Consider the following 20,823-nt stretch of genomic DNA (forward strand, 5'->3'; position numbering starts at 1 on the left):
ATGGCAGGCGACTGCTCAAGTTTCACCATAATTTCACAGCAGAAAGCTGGCGGAATCAGTTGTCCTTCCCTTAGAAAACAAGGCGGGGCAGTGCTTAAGGGACAAGGGCGAAACCATGTCGCACGTCTATGTCAGCCATGCCCCCCAGGATCTGGACGATCTGCTGAAGCTGCATGAGGCCCTGCGGGCTGCCTCGATCCCGGACTGGTATGCCCCTGACGAGGACAATGACCGCCAGCGCAACAACGCCACCATAGACGATGCGTTCGCGATGATCGTGCTGGTTTCGGCCACATCGGTGCGCTCGAAAATGGTCCGCCAGGACGTGGAGCGCGCGAAGGCCCGGGGCCTCAAGCTGATCCCCTACCAGATCGACAAGGCACGCCTCAACGGCTTCTTCAAGCAGGAGGTCCAGCCCCATCTGCGCCTCTCGAACGCCATGCCGGACGGGCTCGACCAGCTGGTCGCGGAAGTCCAGAAGGCCTACCGGCGCAAATGCCCGGTCTTCGCCGTGATGAACCTCAAAGGGGGCGTCGGGAAGACGACGGTTTCCGCGCAGGTCTTCGGCGCCTGGCATGCCTCCATCGGCGGGCGTGTCCTGCTGATCGACCTCGATCCGCAATACAATCTGACCCAGACCTTCTACTCCATGGACTTTGCCGATGAGAGCGCGGCGAAGGACCGGTCCGTCATCGCCCTGTTCGAACGCTCGCGCCTGCAGGCGCGCGATGCGGTCAGCCCGGCGGAAAACTGGCTCGGCCTCTCGACGGAACCGTTCAACCCGGTCGCACGCTCCTATCTCGTCCATGATATCATGGCCGACGGCAACAGCCCCTCCGGCCGGTTCGACCTCATCTCCGGCCAGTTCGAGATTTCCAAATACGCCTTCGCGACAGACCAGACGGCTCTCGACAAGATCAAGCAGCATTTCCTGCGCACCGTGGAATACTATCGCAGCGAATATGATCTCATCGTGTTCGACACGAACCCGAACGCGACCTTCCTCACCCGCTGCGCGCTCGAAGCGTCAGACCGGGTCATTGCCCCGATGTACACGGACATTTATTCCCTGCGCGGCGTGAAACTGCTTCAACAGGTCATCCAGCAGCAGGTTGCCCCGGAGAAGCGGCCGGAACTCTCGGTCCTGTTCAATGCGGTCGGCCGGTCGGAACAGTCGACCTTCGAGGCCGATGCCCGCAACGGCGCGTTTGATGCAATCGCCGGCTTCCCGCTGTCGAAAGCCCTGATGCGCACCGCCCTGCCCCGGTCCCGCCACCTCGCCGTAAAAGCGCCGCAGGAAGGCCAGCCGGCCTGGAAGCAGCTGACCATCCACTCCGGCCGCGGCGGTGGCCTGAAGCCCATCCGCGAAAGCCTGAAGGCGATTGCGCTGGAACTGAACGAGCTGGAAGAGGCGCGCAGCTGATCGTCAGCCCGTTTCTTCAGGAACCCATTTCGTCCGCATCGTGACAAGCTCCTCCGCCACGGAGGGGTGCAGAGCACAGGTGCGGTCGAAGTCCGGCTTGGTTACACCCATCTTGATCGCGATGCCGATGGCCTGGATGATTTCAGCCGCATCATCGCCGACCATATGGACGCCGAGCACGCGCTCATCGGATTGGCGCACAATAATCTTCATCAGCACCCGGCTCATGTCGCCGTTCAGCATGTTTTTCATCGGGCGGAAGTTCGTCTTGTAGATATCGACCGCGCCATGTTCCTTGCGGGCCTGTGCCTCGGTCATGCCAACCGTGCCGACCTCCGGCTGGGTGAACACGGCTGTCGGAATATCCGCATGGTCGAAATGCCAGGGCCTTCGGTAGAATTCCGTTTCCGCAAAGGCGTGCCCCTCGCGGATCGCCACCGGCGTCAGGGCCACACGGTCGGTCACGTCGCCGACGGCCCAGATATTGTCTACATTGGTCTTCGACCATTCATCCACGACCACGGCGCCATTATCGTCCAGCGCCACGCCGGCGGCGTCACACCCAAGGCCGTCCGTGTTCGGACGGCGCCCGAGTGCGCCCATCACGACATCGGCATCGATATGCCCCCCATTGGAAAGGCTGATGCGCAGCGGCAGGTCTTCACCCTCACACTTGTCGATCCGGTCGAACACAGCGCCGGTGATGACGCGCACACCGGCTTCCTTCAGGCCTTCATGTACCGCGGTGCGGATATCCGCATCGAAACCGCGCAACACTTCCTCACCGCGATAGACGAGGCAGGTCGGCACGCCGAGCCCGGCGAAGACATGCGCAAACTCGACGGCGATGTAACCGCCGCCACCGATGACGATGTGTTTCGGCAGCGCTTCAAGATGGAAGATTTCGTTCGAGGTGATGGCATGTTCGATCCCCGGAATCTCGTCCGGCGACGGCATCCATGGCCGGCCGCCGACGGCGATCAGGATCTTTTCTGCCGTGATTTCCTTGCCCGAAGTCTTCAGGCGCAGCGTGTGCGCGTCAACGAACTCGGCGCGCTCCTCCAGGATTTCGACGCCGGCATTCTTGAGATTGCGGAAATAGATGCCGGACAGCCGGTCGACTTCCGCATGCATGGCGTTGGCGAATGTTCCGTGGTCGTAGGATACTTCCCCCGCGCTCCAGCCATAGCCGGCCGCCTTGCGGATGTCCTTGCCATAGGCGCTGGCATAGACCATGAATTTCTTGGGCACACAGCCGCGGATGACGCAGGTGCCGCCCATCCGGTATTCCTCGGCAATCGCCACTTTCGCGCCGGTCAGCGCCGCAAGGCGCGCGGCACGCACGCCGCCCGAGCCGCCTCCGATCACAAACAGGTCGAAGTCGTAAGCGTGCTCAGCCATGAGTCATGTCCTTGGAAAAATATATCGGAAGGCGGGATATGTGGGCGCAGGGCTCAGAATTCAAACACGGTAGCGCCGTTCTCATTGCCAATGATGATCGTGCGCGCAATCCCGATAAACAATCCGTGCTCGACGACGCCCGGCACATTCGACAGGCGCGCGGCCAGCGCCTCGGCATCCGGGATGCGCTGGCAGTGGCAGTCGAGAATATAGTTGCTGCCATCGGTGACGACGAGCTTTCCGTCGGGCTGCGTCCGCAATTCCACGCGCGGCCGCTCGATGCCGCTGGCCACCAGGACGTCGTACACCTTCCTTGCCGTGATCGTGTAGCCGAAAGGCGTGACTTCCACCGGCAGGGGGAACTGGCCGAGGCGTTCGACCTGCTTCGACGGGTCGGCGATCACCACCATGTGATCGCTGGCATTGGCGATGATCTTCTCGCGCAACAGCGCCGCGCCACCGCCCTTGATGAGATTGCCCGCCTGGTCGACCTCATCGGCCCCGTCCACGGTCAGGTGTATCCGGTCCACCTGCTCGAACGGGATCAGTGGCACGCCGAGGCTCTCTGCCTGACGGCGCGTCTGCTCACTCGTCTCGATGCAGCGCACGACAAGGCCGTCCGCGATTTCCTCGGCCAGCAGGTCGACGAAAAACTTGGCCGTCGAGCCGGTGCCGAGGCCGATGGTCATACCGTCCTCGACGAACTCCATCGCCGCGATCGCCGCGTTTTCCTTTTCAAGCTCGTTCGCCATTCCGTCAGCCCTTTTTGGTTTCGGCCTTTTTGGCCGCCATCTTTTCGTGGAACGCCGATGCCCAGCCCTCATAGCCTGCCTGCCGGGCGCGCCCGACGGCGAGCGAACCGGCCGCCACATCCTTCGTGATCACGCTGCCGCTGCCGACATAGGCGTTCGCACCGATCGTCACCGGTGCGACGAGCGCGGAGTTTGATCCGACGAACGCGCCCTCACCGATCTTCGTCTCGTATTTGAAGTAGCCATCATAATTGCAGAAGATCGTGCCGGCACCGATGTTCGCGCCAGCCCCGACTGTTCCGTCGCCCAGATAGGACAGATGGCTCGCCTTGGCGCCCTTGCCCATGCGGACATTCTTCACCTCGACGAAGTTTCCGACAAAGGCGTCCGCCTCCAGCACCGCGCCAGGGCGCAGGCGCGCAAACGGGCCGACCTGCGCGCCCGGGCCGACGCGCGCGCCCTCAAGATGGCTGAACGCCCGGATGCGAGCGCCGGACCGCACATGCACGCCGGGGCCGAATACGACATTCGGTTCGATCACAACATCGGGGTCCACAATCGTATCATAGGAGAAAAACACGGTCTCCGGCGCCACCAGCGTCACGCCCTGATCCATTGCCTCGATGCGGCGGCGGGCCTGGAAGATCGCCTCGGCCTCGGCGAGGTCCGCCTTGGAGTCGCAGCCGATCAGGTCGTCCTCGGCGCAGCGGACCGCCCGGCAGATGCGATCCTCGGCCCGCGCAAGGCCGACAAGGTCGGTCAGGTAGTACTCGCCTTTGGCATTCTGGTTTGTAACTTTTTGCAGGAGCCGGAACATAGTTTCGGCCCGCCCGGCCATGACGCCGGAGTTGCAAAGGGTGATTTTCAGCTGCTCCGGGGTGGCCTCACGGGCCTCCACAATAGCCTCCAGTTCACTGGAATGTGACACTATGAGGCGGCCATAAAGCCCCGGTTCAACGGCGTCGAATCCCAGAACGCCGAGGGCTGCACCGTCATCCAGAGTGGCAAACAAGTCATCTATAGCGGTCGCGGGGATCAACGGGCTGTCACCGTAAAGGACAACCAGATCCCCCTGGAATCCCGCCAGGGCGTCCTCAGCGCAGCGCACCGCGTGCCCGGTGCCCATGGGCGGATCCTGGAAGGCCACTGCCGCGTCCGGCGCATGGCGGGCGATGTGGTCCACCAGAACATCCTGCGAGGGATGGGCAATCACCACGATCCGCGAACAGCCAACCCGGCGGGCCAGGTCAATCGACCAGTCCACCATCGGCCGGCCGGCGACCGCGTGCATCACCTTAGGCAGGGCGGACTTCATCCGTGTCCCCTTGCCGGCGGCAAGGATCACGGCGGCCCGGTCTCTCGTCAGCTGGGTCATCTGGCCCTCTCGTATTCTGCAGCCCCATCGCCTAGACCAAAGGACGATTCAAGGCGAGGGGCGAGTAAGGAATAAGGCACGCGATGACAAAATGGCTGGATGGATGGACGATCGTCTTCGATCTCGACGGAACGCTGGTGGATACGGCCCCTGACCTTCTGGGGGCCCTGAACCATGTTCTCGAACAGGACGGTCTCGAACCAGTCGATCTCAGCCTGATCGCAACCATGATCGGGCACGGCGCCCGCGCGATGATCGAAAAGGGCCTGCGCTTTCGCGGGGTAGACCCGGAAGAGCCCGTGCTGGACGCCCACTTCAGACGCTTCCTTGTGTATTATGCAGCGCACATTGCAGAAGGCTCCCGCCCCTTCGACAAGGCAGAGGCCATCCTCGGTGAACTGGCCAGCGCCGGCGCCCTGCTGGCCGTCTGCACGAACAAGAAGCAGGATCTGACGGACCAGTTGCTGGACGCGCTCGACCTGACACCTCGTTTCGCGGCAGTCCTCGGTGCCGACAGCGTTCCCAACCGGAAACCCGATGGCGACCACATTGTCCGCACTGTCATCGCGGCCGGTGGCGACCCGGCGCGCGCTGTCATGGTCGGCGACAGCCGCACAGACGAAAGGGCAGCCCGGAATGCCGGACTGCCCTTCATTTTCGTACCGTTCGGTTACGAGATCGAGTCAGTCGATGAAATCGGCGCAGATGCCGTAATCACGCACTACTCGGAATTGCCTTCGGCGCTGTCGCGCCTCATCGGCTAAGCCGTCGCTTCGGAGCGCGGACGGTAGCTCTGGCGGCCAGCTGCTGCATCCTGATTGATGCGGCGGCGGGGCATGCCATTAATCATGTTGCTGCGAACATCGGTACGGGCGCTGCGCATGGCAGGGACAAATCCGGCATCCACCAGATCCACGTCCACTTCGTAGCCACGCTCGGCCCAGTAAGCAGCAATTTTCTCGCGAAGGCGCTTGGCGCCTTCTTCGTCACACCAGTCTTTCATATTTTTCTCTCTCTCCAGGCTGTTTTTTATCCGGAGCGTTACCGCTCCTGCCTGTCCTTCTTAGGGTTACGCATGCGAACCATTCCGGTTCGTCTTGTGTGACTGCAAAATGACAATGTTGCAGCGCAATCTCAAGACCTAAATCGAATGAAACACGCGTAATGTTATCCGATGAACAATTGTTCATTCTGAACGTATGCTCATCTTCGCTGTTAGCGCCAACACAAATGGCACCCTATGTGCAAAAAACCGCAAAGTCTCTGCAAAATACCTGTCCCTCATACTGGTGACATCGTGTAATCCTGCGAAAAACCGGATCCGGCGCGAATTCCGTGACATCATGCAGAAACGTATACCTATGCATACGAGGCATGCATTTAGAGTATTCGAAACTAGCGATGTATGTCCCCCGAATGGGGGACACAGGCGGATGGCAGACGGCTCAGCTTTCCCCGCTTGACCTCGCGAGTCAGTCAGATTACCCCACGCACTTCTTCCGGGCCGGGCGATTAGCTCAGTGGTAGAGCACTGCCTTCACACGGCAGGGGTCACAAGTTCGAACCTTGTATCGCCCACCATTCCACGGCCCCGCCGCATCGGCAGCCTATCTATGGTTCGGAAAGAAAAGGGCGTTATAAGCCGCCAGATGAAGTCCCTGCTCCGTTCTCCGATTGTTGCAGCCATACTCGGCCGGCTCATCTGGGCATGGATGGAACTGGTCGCCCGCACTGTGCGGTGGGAGATCGAAATCGACGAAGCGGCCCGGGCGGTCTGGCATAAGCATGATGGTGTGGTCGTCGCAGCCTGGCACTCGCGGATCTTGCTGATGCCTGCTGGATGGGTGCGTGTTGTCCGCAGCTGGAAACATCGCATCAGCCGTGGCGCCATGCTGATTTCCCTGTCAGCGGACGGAGAGGCCGTCGCCCGCGCCATTGACCATCTGGATCTCCACGCGATCAGAGGGTCCGCAGCGAACCGGCGGAAGAAAAAGGACAAGGGCGGCATGAGGGCCATCGCCGAGGCGGTTCGCCTGCTGAAGAGCGGATATGCTGTCTGCATAACGCCCGATGGCCCCAGGGGCCCGGCGCAGAAGGTCAGCCTGGGCGCCATCATGATTGCCCAGCGCGCGGGTGTGCCGATTGTTCCCTATGCGCTGTCCGTGGCGCCAGCATGGAGACTCGACACCTGGGACCGACTGATCCTGCCGCTGCCCTTTTCCCGCGGTGGTATCGTGCTGGGTCCGCCGATCGAAACGGATCGGGACCAGCACATGGGCGAGCTGGAATCGCTCTTGCAGGAACAGCTTGATGCCGCGACCCACCGCGCTGATATGTTGGCGGCACGTCGTGCAAGACCCAGAACGGATTCCGTCCCTCGATGACCCCTGCGCTGCATGCGTACCGCTTCCTGACCGGGGCTCTCGCTCCGTTCGCCGGGTTCGTCCTGCGCAGGCGCGCGGCGGCCGGCAAGGAAGACTATCTTCGCCTGAACGAGCGCTATGCCAAGCGAATGCCGGCGCGCCGCAGCAGCACACCGCTGATCTGGCTGCACGGCGCCAGTGTAGGGGAAACCAGCCTGCTTCTGGAACTGGGCAACCGGTTGCTGGCCGAACGGCCGGACCTGATGCTGCTTTTTACCAGCCAGACGCTGACCTCGGCCCGGCTGATTGAACCGCGGCTGCCGCGAAACGCCTTCCACCAGATGGCCCCGCTCGACACGCCGGCCGCCGCGCGCCGGTTCATCCGCCATTGGAGGCCGGATCTCTGCATTTTCGGCGAGGGCGAGATCTGGCCGAACCTCATCCTTGAAGCCGAGCGTATCGGAGCACGCCGCGCTTTGGTAAACGGACGAATGACCGAAAAGTCGGCCAATGGGTGGATGCGCGCCCGGCAGACATTCAAGTATCTTGTCGGCAAGTTCGATGCCGTGCTCGCCGCCGATGAAGACACGGCCCGACGGCTCGCGTCGCTGATTGGCCAGCCGGTGACGCTGGCCGGGAACCTGAAGTCGGCCTTGCCGCCCCCTTCCGCGAATGACGTCGAACTTCGCCGCCTGCACGAGACCTTCAAGGGACAGCGGAAATGCTATCTCGCGGCCTCGACCCACCCCGGTGAGGAAGCGCTGTTCCTCGACGCCGTCAAAGCGATCCCTGACGCAGCCCTCATCATCGCACCGCGCCATCCCGAGCGAGGCGCAGACATTGCGGACCTGCTGCGCGCGCGCGGCCTGCCTTTCGCGCGACGGTCAAAGGGCGATGCCCCAAACCAGCGAACCAGCGTCTTGCTGGCCGACACAATGGGCGAGATGGGTCTCTGGTATCGCCTTGCCGATTCCGTCTATCTCGGTGGCGGCAACACGCCGGATGTCGGCGGCCACAATCCTCTGGAACCGATCCGTCTCGGCAAGCCGGTCGTGTCCGGTCCGGACGTGTTCAACTTCGCCACCATGATTTCAGACCTCGAAGAACGTAACCTCATCCGCCTGCTGAAGACCCCGAAAGCCATCGGGCGGGCGCTGACGACAATGCCGCCGCCTTCCACCGCGTCGCTGGACCTCCTCGCCCACGAAGCGGATGAGCCGATGCAGGTGACGCTGGAAGCGCTGCGCCCGCTCCTGCCCGGCAACGGGGCGAGCTGATGAAAGCCCCCCATTTCTGGGCCGCCGGGCTGGATCCGAAATCCCGTGAAGCCGCACCGCTGACCCGACTGCTCCTGACACCGCTTGCCCTGCTCTACACCTGGGGCATTCGCCGCAAACTCGCAAAAGCTACGCCGGAGAGAGCCGCGGCACGTGTCATCTGCGTCGGCAACCTGACTGTCGGTGGCGTCGGCAAGACACCCATTGTCGAAGCGCTGCGCAAGGCAGGCACGGAGGCCGGGCTGCGCACCGCAAGCCTGTCGCGCGGTTATGGCGGCAACCAGGCCGGGCCGCTGCGCGTGGATCCTTCGCGCCATGCCGCGTCGGACGTGGGGGACGAGCCCCTGATGCTCGCATTGTCGGGCGAAACCTGGATCGGGCGCGACAGGGTCGCCACAGCACAGGCAATGGCTGCGGACGGTGTCGAGCTGATCGTCATGGATGACGGCCATCAAAACCCGTCGCTCGCCAAAGACCTGTCTATCGTCGTAATCGATGCCGCCGCACCATTCGGCAATGGCTTTGTCCTGCCCAAAGGCCCCTTGCGCGAACCTGTCGCCGACGGCCTCGCGCGGGCGCAGGCTGTCATCCTCATGGGTGAAGGCAAGGAACTTACCGCCGTTCAGAAGTCGCGCCTGCCGATCCTGCGGGCGAAGGTGCAGCCATCCTCCGAAGTTCCTCACGGCCCCCTCGTGGCGTTCGCCGGCATCGGTCGCCCGATCAAGTTTTTCGACGCCCTGAAAGCGGCCGGAGCAGATCTTCGTGAAGGCGTGCCCTATGACGATCATCATGTTTTCACGTCGGGCGAGCTGAAGTTCCTGAACGAGCTGGCAGACCATCACGGGGCCCGGCTGATCACCACGACTAAAGACCATGTGCGCTTGCCTGCAGGCGAACAGCAGCGCATCCTTGCCTTTCCGGTCGAAGCCCGCTTTGAGGATCAAGCAGCCCTCAAGGCGTTGCTCGCGCCTCTTATCGACCCGGTGAAAGCATGAGCGGAACCGATCCCCAGCAAGGCTATGTCCGCCCGAAAGACGTGGATAATCGCGCCAGCTTCTGGCAGCGCTTGCAATGGCGGCTGGAAACGCTGGCCTGGGACGTGATCTACTGGGCGCCTATGAAGGCGCTCGGGCCGGACAAGGCATCCGACTTCGGCGGCTGGATCGTCCGGAAAATTGGTCCGCTCCTTTCCCAACACAAGACGACGAAGCGCAACCTCCGCCTCGCATTTCCGGACTGGACGGAGCAGCAGGTTGAGGAAACCGCACTGGCCGCATGGGAGTCTGCAGGCCGAACGGCCGGAGAGCTGCCGCACCTGCCGAAGATCGATCCGTATACGTCGGGCCGCGTCGACATTGTCGGCCTGGATGTGCTCGACCGGATCCGGGATAGCGGCAAAGGCGCAGTTTTCGTGTCCGGTCACTTTGCCAATTGGGAAATCATGCCTGCGGCCATCACCAAGCGCATTCCTCATGCCGTGATGACCTACAGGGCATTGAACAATCCTTATATTGACAAGCGCGTCTCTGACCTGCGCCATGAATACGGCACCGAAATCAATGCGCCGAAAGGCATCGGCACGCGCGAACTCATGCGTGCGCTCGCCAAGGGCTCTCCCATAGCGCTGATGAACGACCAGAAATTCCGCGAAGGCATTGCTGTGCCATTTTTCGGGCATGACGCCATGACAGCGCCCGGCCCGACGCGCCTCGCGCTCAAATACCAGGTTCCGATCGTGCTCGTATCGACGACACGGACCGCGCCGGCGCGCTTCCGCATCGAATTCCATGAGCCGTTCGTGCCTGAAAATACAGGCGATCAGGATGCGGACATCCTGCGCTCGGTTACGCGGATCAACCAGTTCCTGGAAGCGCAGGTGCGCGCGCATCCCGGCCAATGGTTCTGGCAACACCGCCGCTGGCCAAAAGAGGCGTGGAAGGCGGCCGGCGTCACCTGAAAAATGAGCGGTCCCTGAAGGGACCGCCCTGAGTGGCGCGTGTGGCGCGGGGGCTATCCGGAGAGAGAGTCCGGAAACTCACTGCTGTCACTTCCGTGACCGGATCAGTGCTGGGCGCGGCGAGTGAGGCGTCTGCGGCGACGTTCTAGTAGGCTCGGCCGCTCGATGCGGTCATCATTCGCAGCAACACCAATATCTGTTGGTGCAGGGCCGAAAATTACCAGCATGGGCGCGAGCGGAAGGGTTCGGGGCAAAGCCGCCCCGGCAAGTTTGAGAGTATTCATCGCGTCAGTCCTTGTGTGTCTCGTCCGTTGCCGGAACTGCTCCGGCTTTGCAGGTAAGAGGCTTTGAGCGGCCGGAATGGATGCACCCGCCCTGAAATTTTCAGGCCGCAACATTTATTTACTCAAAGCAGCATTTAATTGGGGAACGCCTGCTGGACTGGATCGGCAATTCGACATTCCGGCAAACCGCCCTACAACTCTCCCAACAGATCATTGGAGGCCGCATGCACTACGGCGAAGTCATTTCAAGCGTTGCGCTCCTGTTCGGGGCTATCATTGGCCTCGGCGCCATGTTCGTGCCCAACTGGGCAGCTGGCGTGGTCCGGCTGATGGAGGATTCCGACCCGCTGAAGCCAGGCGGCTTTTCCGAATTCCGCGCCACCTATGGCGGCCTGTTCCTGTTCTCCCACCTGATGGCGCTCGTGATCGTGCTGAAAATGCCGCCAGTCTTTTCCGTCATGGCCGTCCTGCCGCTGGCGGCAGGATGGATCGGCGCCGGGCTCGGCCGGTTGCTTTCACTCATGCTCGACCGGAACCGCAATCGCGAGGCGGGGCTGATGCCGGTCTGGATTGCCGTGGAACTCATACTCGGCCTTGCCATCGCGGCGCCGCTGGCGCAGTTCACGGGCTGACATCACATCCTGAAAGGATCACGCCATGACGGAGCGTCGAGAGACGGGCCGCCCGCGCCGGAAGCCTGCGACCGGCCCGAACGCCAAACGCCCCCCATCCCGGAAGGGCGGCAAGCCATCCGCCAAACCTGCAGCCCAGACTGAAGACTGGAGCGAAGGCGAACGCATCGCCAAATATCTCGCCCGGGCTGGCGTCGCCTCGCGCCGCGAAGTCGAGCGGATGATCGAGGAAGGCAAGGTCACGGTTGACGGCCGCAAACTGACCTCGCCCGCCTTCAAGGTAACGGGAAAAGAGCTGATCCGCGTCGGCCGCCGCACCATTGCTGCCCCGGATGCGACGCGCCTCTGGCGCTATCACAAGCCCTCCGGCCTGATCACGACCAATTCCGATCCTGAAGGCCGCCGCACGATCTTTGATGAACTGCCCAAGGGCCTGCCCCGTGTCGTGACCGTGGGGCGGCTCGATCTGACCACGGAAGGCCTGCTACTGCTCACCAATGACGGCGCGCTCGCCCGGGCGCTGGAACTGCCATCAAGCGCGCTGGAGCGGACTTACCGCGTTCGCGCGCATGGAACGGTAACGCCGGAAAAGCTGCAGAAGCTGGCCGGCGGGATCACGGTGGAGGGCGTGAAGTACCAGCCGATCAAGGCCGTGCTGGACCGGGAAACCGGCGCGAACAACTGGCTCACTGTCACCCTTTCGGAAGGCAAGAAACGCGAAGTGCGCCGGGCACTTGAAGCCGTTGACCTGATCGTCAACCGCCTGATCCGCGTGGCCTATGGCCCGTTTGAACTGGCCGACCTGAAGCCCGGCCAGGTGGATGAAGTGCCGCCGGACCTGATGCAGCAGGCGATCGGAAGCCTTTACATGGCTGAACCGGCGAAGCCCGAACGGCCGCAAACCCGTGCCAAGCCCGGCATGGGACGCACCGGACGGCCGGGCCATCCTGCCGCTAAGTCACGCCTTGGCAGCAAGCCTCCATCCGCTAAGCTTCCCGGCAGGAAACGACCCAAGCCCCGCTGAGACGGCCCGAAGAGGCTTCCTGCGGCAGACGCCAATGGAGGCCCCGATGTCCCTTGAGAATGTGACCGAGACGTACCAGCAGGAAGTGCCGCCCCATGCACCCAGGGCGACGCCGGTGCACGCCTTCGCTCCGCCGGTCGACCTGACCGACCCAACCGTCTTTTCCTCCAATGGCGGCTACACCCATGACGCCTTTGCCGCGATGCGGGAAAACGCGCCCGTCATGTGGCATCCGGAGCAGAATGCGGCCGGGTTCTGGGCAGTGACCTCATACGATCTCGTCAAGAAAGTGGAGGTCGATCCGGCGACATTCTCATCGCAGCGCGGCGGCATTCTCATGACCTATGGCCTGCCGGACCAGCCGCGCCACCCGCTGCTACACGCGTCCAGCCTCAACAGCCTGATCAATCTGGACCGGCCTTATCACACGCCGCTGCGCATGGAGCACATGCATTTCTTCCGCCCCGGCTTTGTTGCGGAACTCCGGAAACGGGTCGATGTTCAAGTTACGGAGCTTCTGGACGCGATGGAAAAGCAGGGCCCCGTCGTGGACATGGTGGAGATGTTCTCGGCAGAGCTTCCCCTGTTCACCCTGTGCGAAATCCTTGGCGTACCGGCGGCAGACCGGCCAAAGCTCGTCCACTGGATGCATTTCCTCGAAACCTCACAGTATCAGGCCCAGCAGGAAGGCCTTGGAAATGTCACGCCAGAGCAGATCATGGCCTTCATGACCGAGATCCAGGCGATGTTCGACTATGGCCGCTACATCCTCGCGGAACGCCGCCGCGAGCCGAAGGAAGACCTGCTGTCGGCGATCGCCAATGTCGAAATTGACGGCAAGCCGCTCAGCCCGGAATTCCTGGACGGATCCTGGCTGCTCATCGTGTTCGCAGGCAACGACACGACCCGCAACTCCCTGTCCGGCACAATGCGCCTGCTGACGGAATTTGCCGATCAGAAAGAAAAGCTGATGGCGAACCCGGACCTGTTCCCGAATTTCGTCCACGAAGCCATCCGGATGGTGACGCCCGTCACCTATATGCGCCGGACCGCCACGCAGGACACGGAACTCGGCGGGCAACCCATCGCCGAGGGAGAGAAAGTGGTCATGTACTATCCCGCGGCGAACCGGGATCCGGCCAAATTTATTAACCCGCACCGGTTTGACATTGAACGGGAAAATGCAAAGGAACACCTCTCCTTCGGCAATGGCCCGCATGTCTGCCTTGGACAGCGGGTGGCCAATATGCAGCTGGAGGCTGCCTACAGGCAGATACTGGGGCGGTTCCCGAAAGTGCGATGCACGGGCGAGCAGACAATTGCTCCCAACAATTTCGTTCACGCCATTTCAAGCCTGATGGTTGACCTCGGTACCTGAGCCGACATACCCCCTACAGGCGAGTCAGGGCGCGTATTGCCCGAATCAGGGGACTTTGAATGAACGATTTTCTCATCCGCCGCGACGACCTCCGCGATGTGCATTGGGCAAAGCAGGATCCGCCGCCGCTAGCCGCGGGGCATGCGCGACTTAAGGTCGAGGCGTTTGCCCTTACCGCCAACAATGTCACCTATGCGACATTCGGCGAGGCGATGAAGTACTGGAACTTCTTTCCGGCGGCCGACCCGGCCTTCGGCCGCGTTCCCGTCTGGGGCTTTGCGACCGTGACCCAGTCAAACGTCGAGGGGGTTGATGTAGGCCAGCGCGTCTATGGTTACCTTCCGATCTCGGATGAGTTCGACGTTCAGCCCGTGAAGGTCGGTAAGGCAAGTTTTGTCGATGGCGTGGCACACCGTCAGGCCATGGCCCCCATCTACAATACCTACATCTTCACCTCAGCCGACCCGTCATATGACGCAGCCTACGAGGCGCAGCAGATGTTGTTCCGGCCCCTCTTTATGACCGGGTGGATGATCGACGATGCACTCATGGAAACCGGAGAACCGGTGCCGGAAACCGTTGTTATCTCGTCCGCCTCCTCCAAGACCGCGCTTGCCCTCGCCCACTGCCTGAAGCTCCGGGGCGGCGTCGATACGCTGGCGCTGACCTCGGAGGGCAACCGGGAGTTCGTCGAATCGACCGGTCTCTATGGCCGGGTGCGCACCTACGCCGATGTCGACCGGCTGCACGCGCGCGGGCTTACGGCCTTTGTCGACTTCCTGGGCCGCCCATCGCTGACAGCCGACGTGCACAACGCCCTTCGCGACCGGCTCGTGCGCAGCATCGTCATCGGCGTGACAGACTGGGAAGGCAACCGCACGCCGATCGCCCTGCCCGATCCGCAGCCGGAATTCTTCTTTGTGCCGACCTATGCTGCCGACCGGGCAAAGACGCTGGGCGCAGATGTGCTGAATGCAAAGCTCGCCCAGTCGCTTATGGGGTTCTATCGCGCGTCTCAGGCATTCCTGCAGCCGAAGGAAATGAAAGGGCCGGATGCCATTGATGCCGCCTGGCACGAAACGTTGGACGCGGCCGTCAGCCCATCGACCGGCCTGATCCTGTCGCCCTGAGCCTTGAAGCGAAGTACCCGGCGTAATGAAGAAAGCCCCGGACGGTTTGACCGTCCGGGGCTTTCCCGTCCTTCCTGCTTATTCCCTCGCCTGGAGGGAACCGGAGCCAGCCTCTAGCGGGCCGAAACGGTAAACTGCGTGCGGCGGTTCTTCGCCCATGCCGCCGGATTTTCGGCCGGATCAATTGGGCGCGTTTCGCCATAGCCGGTTGCGCTGATCGCCGACACATCGACGCCCCGATCTGCGAGGTATTGCTTCACCGCATCCGCACGCTCCTGCGACAGCTGAAGGTTGTAGTCATCGGACCCCCGGGAGTCCGTGTGCCCTTCAATCGCGATCCTGTAGGCACTGCAGAGGGTTGCCACGCCTGACACGGCATCGAGCAGGCGCGCGCTGGCTGGCGAGATCGCGGCCTTGTTGAGTTCGAATTCGATATTGCGGCCTTCCATCGTCTCGACAAAGGCACGCTGGCAGGCGGTCAGCGAAAGGTCGCTGGCCGACAGCTCGGCGAGCCCCGCACCGACACCGGCCTCGCCGCCTTCAACCGAGATCGCGTCCACGATCAGGCTGATGTCGCTGCCACCGGTCGCATCGCCTTTGATGGCCGCTTCGCCGGCAGCAAAGGCGCGCTCCTTCGCGGCAAGGTCGGGTGCTGTGCCCGTCAGCGTTGCGATACGGTCCCGCACACGCAGGCCCATCCATGGGAAACCGAGCTCCGCAAATCCCTTTTCGAGTTCGCTGGACCAGCTGCCGGGCGCCGTCACCGTCCGCTCAACCACCTGGACCTGAGGCGCCGGCGCGGCGACAAACTTGCCATTCTGGAACAGGTAATAGCCTTCCGTCAAAGGCACGCACTCGGTGGCGGCGTCGGCGGACGCCTCCTTTTGCCCTGCGGCGTCACCTCCATTCGAGCAGCCTTCGAACGCCAGCACCGCAGCCGCTGAAACAGCGCCGATCAGGATGCGATGACCTCGAACCATGTCTTACCCCTTGCCGGTTCTTGCGGGCGCAATGCGGCGCCCAAATCCGGCCTCGACAATCCAACCTTTGGAAAGCCTTGTCAAAAACCTTCGCGGGAGGGGCGAGATCGCGGCCCTGGCGCCTTAACGCGCCCCTTTGTAGACGACCCCGCCTTTCATGACAAAATCGACGCTTTCGAGTTCGGTGACGTCCTCGAGCGGGTCGCCGTCGACGGCAATGATGTCGGCCAACTTCCCGGCCTCGATCGACCCGATGTCCGCAGCCATCTCGACATGGTCTGCGGCGACAACCGTCGCGGCGCGGATCGCCTCTTCCGGCGTGAAGCCAGCGCCGACCATCAGGGCGAATTCCTGCGCATTGTCGCCATGTTTAGACACGCCCGTATCGGTCCCGAAGGCCACCGACACCCCGCCTTCATGGGCCCGGCGCAGCATGTCCTGCATCAGCGGACCAACAATCGCGGCTTTCCGGCGGCTGGCCTCCGGCAGCCAGGGCTCGTTCACCCAGCCCGTCACGGTCGCCCCCGCCAGGACCGTCGGCACGAGCGTCGCATTGTGTTCCTTGAACAAGGCGATTGTCTCGTCGTCGGTATAGGTTCCGTGTTCGATGGAATCGACGCCCGCACGCAGCGCCGCCTCGATGCCGCCCTTGCCGTGCGCATGCGCCGTCACCTTCCGGCCCATCGCATGCGCGGCTTCCACAATTGCCGCGAGTTCGTCATCGCTGAACTGTTGCTCAAGACCGGCTCGCGTGTTCGACAGTACACCGCCCGTCGCCGTGATCTTGATGAGGTCGGCCCCCTCCTTGACCTGCTGACGCACCGCGCGGCGGCAATCGTCGGCCCCGTTGCAGATACTCGTTCCGGTGAAGAGGGCCATCACGGCGGGCGAATAGCCGTTGATGTCGCCATGGCCGCCCGTCACCGAAATCGGCTGACCGGACGCCCGGATGCGCGGGCCCGGCACCCTGCCTTTTGCGATGGCATCGCGAAGTCCGAACACCGCGTCGTTGCTGCCGCCGACATCCTGAACCGTGGTGAAGCCAGCCATCAACGTCTTGTAGGCATAGCCAGCCCCGTCGAACGCCTGGTCGACGGTCGTATCCTCAAACGTCTTGATCCGGTCGTCCGGACCATTCTCGCTAGTGATATGCACATGGCTGTCGATCAGGCCCGGCAGCACATAGGAATTGCGCAGCTCAATTACCGGGACGCCCTTCGGGCCGGATTTGTAACCCGCTTCGACCGAAACGATGCGCCCGTCTTCAACAAGGATCGTCTGCCTGCGGAGATAACCTTCTCCGGGCTTGGCGAGCAGGTAGCCCGCATGGATCACGGCATCCTGTGCCTGCGCGCTTGCCACCAATCCCAAAGCCAGGCCGGCGACTGCGGCAAACTTCACTTGCATTCCAAACATCGTGTCACTCCGGGGTAAGGGTCTGGCGAGTATTTCGCCCTGCTGGGGCGACTCGAATTTCATGCCGGCAGCCGGTCGGCGGGGTAATGCGGATAGCTCGCCTTCAGCACACCGTGATTGAGCAGCATTTCGGCGATGAGCTTGTCGCCCGATGCGTCGAAGAATCTGGTCCGTATCCAGTAATTCTCCGCCCGCCGGCTTTCAGACAGGGCCACGACTTCGCGGCGCAGAATGTACGTTTCGCCCACGAACAGCGGCCCATTGACCATTTTGACCTGCAGGTCGGCGAACAATCCGATGGCTGGCTGTTTCACTGGAAATCTCGATTGCCGGCTGGTGTAATTCCCGATCACACTGACCAGCTCCAGCGGAAGCACCGCTTTGCCCCACGGCGAGGCAGACGCATCGGAATACATCGCATGCGGCTCAGTGATGACCTTCAGCTTGTCATTCAGCGTGAAGGGATACAGGCCGCCCATATGCTGGTCCGCCGCCATGGACACCGTCTCGTCACCGGCTCCGGTCAACCCGACCCGCATGTCTTCAAGGATCACCAGATGCTCCGGCGGACGCAGCTTCGCCATACGGGCTTCCAGCAGTGTTTCGCCATGATCCGGGCCAAGGCTGGCGCTTGCTTCCAGCACAGGCGTTCCATCTTCCTTGAACGCCCGCGCAAGTGTCCGCGTTGCGCCGGGTGCCGGTCGGTCGATCTCGGCACGGACCTTCTCGCCTTCGAACACCATGTTCAGGAAATGGCAGCTGATACAGCCGCGCTCGAACCAGGCATCGCCCCAAACGTCGGCAAACAGCGGCACGAATTGTTGGAAATGGGTCGGCCCCTCGATCGGCCCGGCCTTGATGCCCAGCCGCTCGGCTTCGGAATCGTCGTGCAGGCTCTTGTGCCCGTCATAGGTCTGGTCGGCCAGCATCTGGGCGGGCGCGCGCAGCGGCCCCTGGATCACATCACTCATGCCCCCTCCCTTTTCTGCAAGAGTGCCACCTTCGCCGCGCCCCGTCACCCCTTCACGCCTTGGCATCTTTCGGCGCGAACCGCATCGCCAGGAATGACAGAAGAACGACCAGTGACGACATACAGAGCGTCAGCATCGTCGTGCCGTGCCAGCCCCAGTTCTCGTAAGCGGTCGTCGCGCCCCAACTGGCGAAACCACCGCCAATGAACATCAGGACGATATACGCCGTCATCAACCGTGTACGCACGCCGGGCGGCTGGTTGAGAAAGGTCATACGCCCGGTGATGTCGACGACCGGGCCAACCACATTCATCAGGATGATCGGTCCCAGCAACAGCCACAGACTGTCCCCGAACATGCCAAGCAGGCAAACGCCGGAAAACTGAACAAGCGACACGAAAAACCGGGCGCGCCTCGGGCCGATGCGATCCGCCCATGCGCCCATGACCGGCGTCGTCAACAGGTTGAGCAAGGATACCGCCGCCAGATAGCCGACGACATCCGCGCCATACCCCATTTCCGGACTGGTGAGATGCAGGCCGAGCCCCAGCCAGACCGACAGGAATATGCCAAAGCCGAGGCCCTGTATGGCGCCAGACAGCAGGACTTCCGGATGCTGCCTGACGATCGGGATAACCGAGAGAACCAGTTTCCCGTAATTGCTGGTCTCAACCGCCTTTGCCGATTTTTCGCGCTCATCCATGATCCGGGGCAACAAAAGGGTCACGACCAGCATGAGGCAGGCGGCAATGACGTAGACGACGCGCCAGCCCAAATGCTCCCCGACCCAGCCGGCCCCCGCCCGCGCAATCAGGATGCCGGTAATCACCCCCGTCGTGAGCGTTGCCGTCACCTGCCCCAGCCTGCCGGCTTCCACGCGCTTCGATGCATAGGCCGGCAGCAGATAGGGCGTGATCGTCACAAAGCCGAGGAAGGTCGACCCGGCAACAAACAGCGTGAAATCGGAGGCCACCGCCATCACCAGCAACCCGACAAACTGGCTCGCCGCGAAAATGGTGGCCAGGCGGCGATTGCTGAACCTGTCCCCGAGTGGCAGCAGCACGAAGATGCCGATCGCCAGCGCGATCTGGTTGAGCGCTGGCACCAGTCCGATTTCAGAAGGCGATACGCCGAAGTCCTTGGCAACGAGGGCGATGATCGGGTGGATATAATAGGCGTTGGCTGTCACCACGGCACTGGCGGCGGCCAGCAGAAAAACGTCCCGCCGGCTTAGCAGGCGCCTGCCGTCTGCTTCGGGTGGATCCCCCTCTGGCGCCGTCGTCACCCCGGCATCCCGGCCCGGCGCGCATACTCCGCCGCGAATTTGGCGAGCGGAACGACACGCGCCGCATTCGACTCGGCATGGGCGCTGTTTGCCGTGCCGTCGCGGACGCGGCCGATGATCCCCTGAAGGATCCCCGCGAGGCGGAAGCCATTATAGGCAAAATAATAGTCGAGCTCCGGCAGGCCTTTCCGCCCGGTATGTTCGCAGTACATCGCGACATACTCTTCCATGGTCGGAATACCCCAGGCTTTAAGGTCCTTGATCGCCATGATCGACCCGCGCGAGGAATCTCCCGGCGGCATCACCCAGTTCATCAGGTGGTAGGAAAAGTCCGCCAGCGGATCACCCAGCGTGCAGAGTTCCCAGTCCAGCACGGCGATGACTTTCGGCTCGGTCGGGTGCAACACCATATTGTCGAGGCGGTAGTCGCCATGGACGATCGTCGTCGTGTCTCCTGCCGGGATATTCTTCGGCAGCCAGTCGATCAGCTGCTCCATTTCCGGAATGTGGATCGTTTCGGACGCCTTGTACTGCTTCGTCCAGCGGTGGATCTGCCGGGCGACATAATCCCCTTCCTTGCCGAATCCTTCGAGGCCCGCCTTGCGCCAGTCGACATTGTGCAGGTCCGCGAAGGTCTTGCACTTGGCCTCATAGATCTTGCGGCGCATTGCCGGCTCGTATTCCGGCAAGGTGCCATCCCACAGGATGCGCCCTTCCACCATGTCCATCACATAGAACATCGTGCCGATCACGGAATCGTCCTCGCACAGCCCGTATGGCCGCGCGACCGGATACCCAAGCGGATAGAGCGCCGAGATCACCCGGAACTCCCGGTCGACCGCATGAGCGCTGGGCAACAGCTTGCCGGGCGGCTTGCGGCGCAGCACGTACTTCTTGTTCGGTGTTACCAATTGGTAAGTCGGGTTCGACTGCCCCCCCTTGAACTGGCGCACCTGGAGCGGGCCCTCATAGCCCTCGACATGGGCTTCCATCCAGCGCTCAAGGGCGGATTCGTCGAATCTGTGAGACTCCACCACCGTCTTGGTTCCGGTGAACATATCCTGTGCGTTCGGTGCTTCGGCCATGTTCCTGCCCTCATTTGTGCCAGTTTCATTGATTACACCATACTCACCGGCCCAGCGGCGCCAAGGCCTGCCGCAACGTCCGCGAGGGCC

At 62.5% G+C, this 20,823-nt stretch carries 19 protein-coding genes and 1 tRNA gene; 11 read left to right on the forward strand and 9 right to left on the reverse strand.

Annotation, left to right across the window (positions count from 1 at the left end; all coding sequences use genetic code 11):
- The first annotated feature begins 115 nt into the window (after positions 1–115).
- Positions 116–1,423 carry an AAA family ATPase gene (locus tag R3C13_RS07290; RefSeq protein ID WP_371310156.1) on the forward strand — a complete coding sequence of 436 codons (1,308 nt, stop codon included), beginning with the start codon at positions 116–118 and terminating at the stop codon, positions 1,421–1,423.
- Positions 1,424–1,426: 3 nt separating this feature from the next.
- Here R3C13_RS07290 and gor read toward each other — a convergent pair whose 3' ends face one another.
- The 3 genes from gor to glmU are packed head-to-tail and all read right to left on the reverse strand — an operon-like array spanning position 1,427 to position 4,951.
- A complete protein-coding gene (gene gor / locus R3C13_RS07295) occupies positions 1,427–2,824 on the reverse strand; it encodes a glutathione-disulfide reductase (protein WP_371310157.1) in 1,398 nt (465 codons plus the stop codon).
- A gap of 53 nt (positions 2,825–2,877) precedes the next feature.
- A complete protein-coding gene (gene rpiA, locus R3C13_RS07300) occupies positions 2,878–3,576 on the reverse strand; it encodes a ribose-5-phosphate isomerase RpiA (protein ID WP_371310158.1) in 699 nt (232 codons plus the stop codon).
- 4 nt (positions 3,577–3,580) lie between these two features.
- Positions 3,581–4,951 carry a bifunctional UDP-N-acetylglucosamine diphosphorylase/glucosamine-1-phosphate N-acetyltransferase GlmU gene (gene glmU, locus R3C13_RS07305; RefSeq protein WP_371310159.1) on the reverse strand — a complete coding sequence of 457 codons (1,371 nt, stop codon included), beginning with the start codon at positions 4,949–4,951 and terminating at the stop codon, positions 3,581–3,583.
- An 83-nt stretch (positions 4,952–5,034) separates the two neighbouring features.
- On the opposite strand from glmU, the gene R3C13_RS07310 reads away from it, so the two are divergent.
- On the forward strand, positions 5,035–5,715 hold the full coding sequence (locus R3C13_RS07310) for an HAD hydrolase-like protein (RefSeq protein ID WP_371310160.1): 681 nt from the start codon (positions 5,035–5,037) through the stop codon (positions 5,713–5,715).
- Here R3C13_RS07310 and R3C13_RS07315 read toward each other — a convergent pair.
- Positions 5,712–5,954, reverse strand: coding sequence for a hypothetical protein (locus tag R3C13_RS07315; RefSeq protein ID WP_371310161.1), 243 nt, complete (start codon positions 5,952–5,954; stop codon positions 5,712–5,714). The genes R3C13_RS07310 and R3C13_RS07315 overlap by 4 nt on opposite strands.
- A 503-nt stretch (positions 5,955–6,457) precedes the next feature.
- Between R3C13_RS07315 and R3C13_RS07320 the strand changes: the two genes are divergently transcribed.
- From R3C13_RS07320 to R3C13_RS07360, 9 genes are all read left to right on the forward strand, one after another.
- Positions 6,458–6,532: transfer RNA gene (locus tag R3C13_RS07320), tRNA-Val, on the forward strand.
- A gap of 68 nt (positions 6,533–6,600) precedes the next feature.
- A complete protein-coding gene (locus tag R3C13_RS07325; RefSeq protein WP_371310162.1) occupies positions 6,601–7,335 on the forward strand; it encodes a lysophospholipid acyltransferase family protein in 735 nt (244 codons plus the stop codon).
- Positions 7,332–8,591 (forward strand): 3-deoxy-D-manno-octulosonic acid transferase, encoded by a 1,260-nt coding sequence (locus R3C13_RS07330; protein ID WP_371310163.1) that lies wholly within the window; start codon positions 7,332–7,334, stop codon positions 8,589–8,591. Before R3C13_RS07325 ends, R3C13_RS07330 begins: the two co-directional genes overlap by 4 nt.
- Entirely contained in the window at positions 8,591–9,586 is a 996-nt protein-coding gene (gene lpxK, locus R3C13_RS07335) for a tetraacyldisaccharide 4'-kinase (protein ID WP_371310164.1), read from the forward strand. The genes R3C13_RS07330 and lpxK overlap by 1 nt, the downstream gene beginning before the upstream one ends.
- Positions 9,583–10,548 (forward strand): lysophospholipid acyltransferase family protein, encoded by a 966-nt coding sequence (locus R3C13_RS07340; RefSeq protein WP_371310165.1) that lies wholly within the window; start codon positions 9,583–9,585, stop codon positions 10,546–10,548. Before lpxK ends, R3C13_RS07340 begins: the two co-directional genes overlap by 4 nt.
- A 508-nt stretch (positions 10,549–11,056) precedes the next feature.
- A complete protein-coding gene (locus tag R3C13_RS07345; protein WP_371310166.1) occupies positions 11,057–11,464 on the forward strand; it encodes a hypothetical protein in 408 nt (135 codons plus the stop codon).
- Between the two features lie 25 nt (positions 11,465–11,489).
- Positions 11,490–12,488, forward strand: a complete 999-nt coding sequence (locus R3C13_RS07350; protein WP_371310167.1) for a pseudouridine synthase — start codon at positions 11,490–11,492, stop codon at positions 12,486–12,488.
- A gap of 46 nt (positions 12,489–12,534) precedes the next feature.
- Positions 12,535–13,866: a cytochrome P450 gene (locus R3C13_RS07355; protein ID WP_371310168.1), complete on the forward strand. Its 1,332-nt coding sequence runs from the start codon at positions 12,535–12,537 to the stop codon at positions 13,864–13,866.
- A 59-nt stretch (positions 13,867–13,925) separates the two neighbouring features.
- Entirely contained in the window at positions 13,926–14,996 is a 1,071-nt protein-coding gene (locus tag R3C13_RS07360; RefSeq protein ID WP_371310169.1) for a DUF2855 family protein, read from the forward strand.
- Between the two features lie 113 nt (positions 14,997–15,109).
- Here R3C13_RS07360 and R3C13_RS07365 read toward each other — a convergent pair whose 3' ends face one another.
- The 5 genes from R3C13_RS07365 to R3C13_RS07385 form a co-directional block, all read right to left on the reverse strand.
- Entirely contained in the window at positions 15,110–15,976 is an 867-nt protein-coding gene (locus R3C13_RS07365; protein ID WP_371310170.1) for an OmpA family protein, read from the reverse strand.
- A gap of 123 nt (positions 15,977–16,099) precedes the next feature.
- A complete protein-coding gene (locus tag R3C13_RS07370; RefSeq protein ID WP_371310171.1) occupies positions 16,100–17,392 on the reverse strand; it encodes an amidohydrolase family protein in 1,293 nt (430 codons plus the stop codon).
- Between the two features lie 59 nt (positions 17,393–17,451).
- Positions 17,452–18,363 carry a hypothetical protein gene (locus R3C13_RS07375; protein ID WP_371310172.1) on the reverse strand — a complete coding sequence of 304 codons (912 nt, stop codon included), beginning with the start codon at positions 18,361–18,363 and terminating at the stop codon, positions 17,452–17,454.
- 52 nt (positions 18,364–18,415) lie between these two features.
- Positions 18,416–19,648, reverse strand: a complete 1,233-nt coding sequence (locus R3C13_RS07380) for an MFS transporter (RefSeq protein WP_371310173.1) — start codon at positions 19,646–19,648, stop codon at positions 18,416–18,418.
- Positions 19,645–20,733, reverse strand: coding sequence for a phosphotransferase family protein (locus R3C13_RS07385; protein ID WP_371310174.1), 1,089 nt, complete (start codon positions 20,731–20,733; stop codon positions 19,645–19,647). The genes R3C13_RS07380 and R3C13_RS07385 overlap by 4 nt, the downstream gene beginning before the upstream one ends.
- Positions 20,734–20,823 lie beyond the last annotated feature (90 nt).

Source organism: Hyphomonas sp. (assembly GCF_041398385.1).
GTDB lineage: Bacteria > Pseudomonadota > Alphaproteobacteria > Caulobacterales > Hyphomonadaceae > Hyphomonas.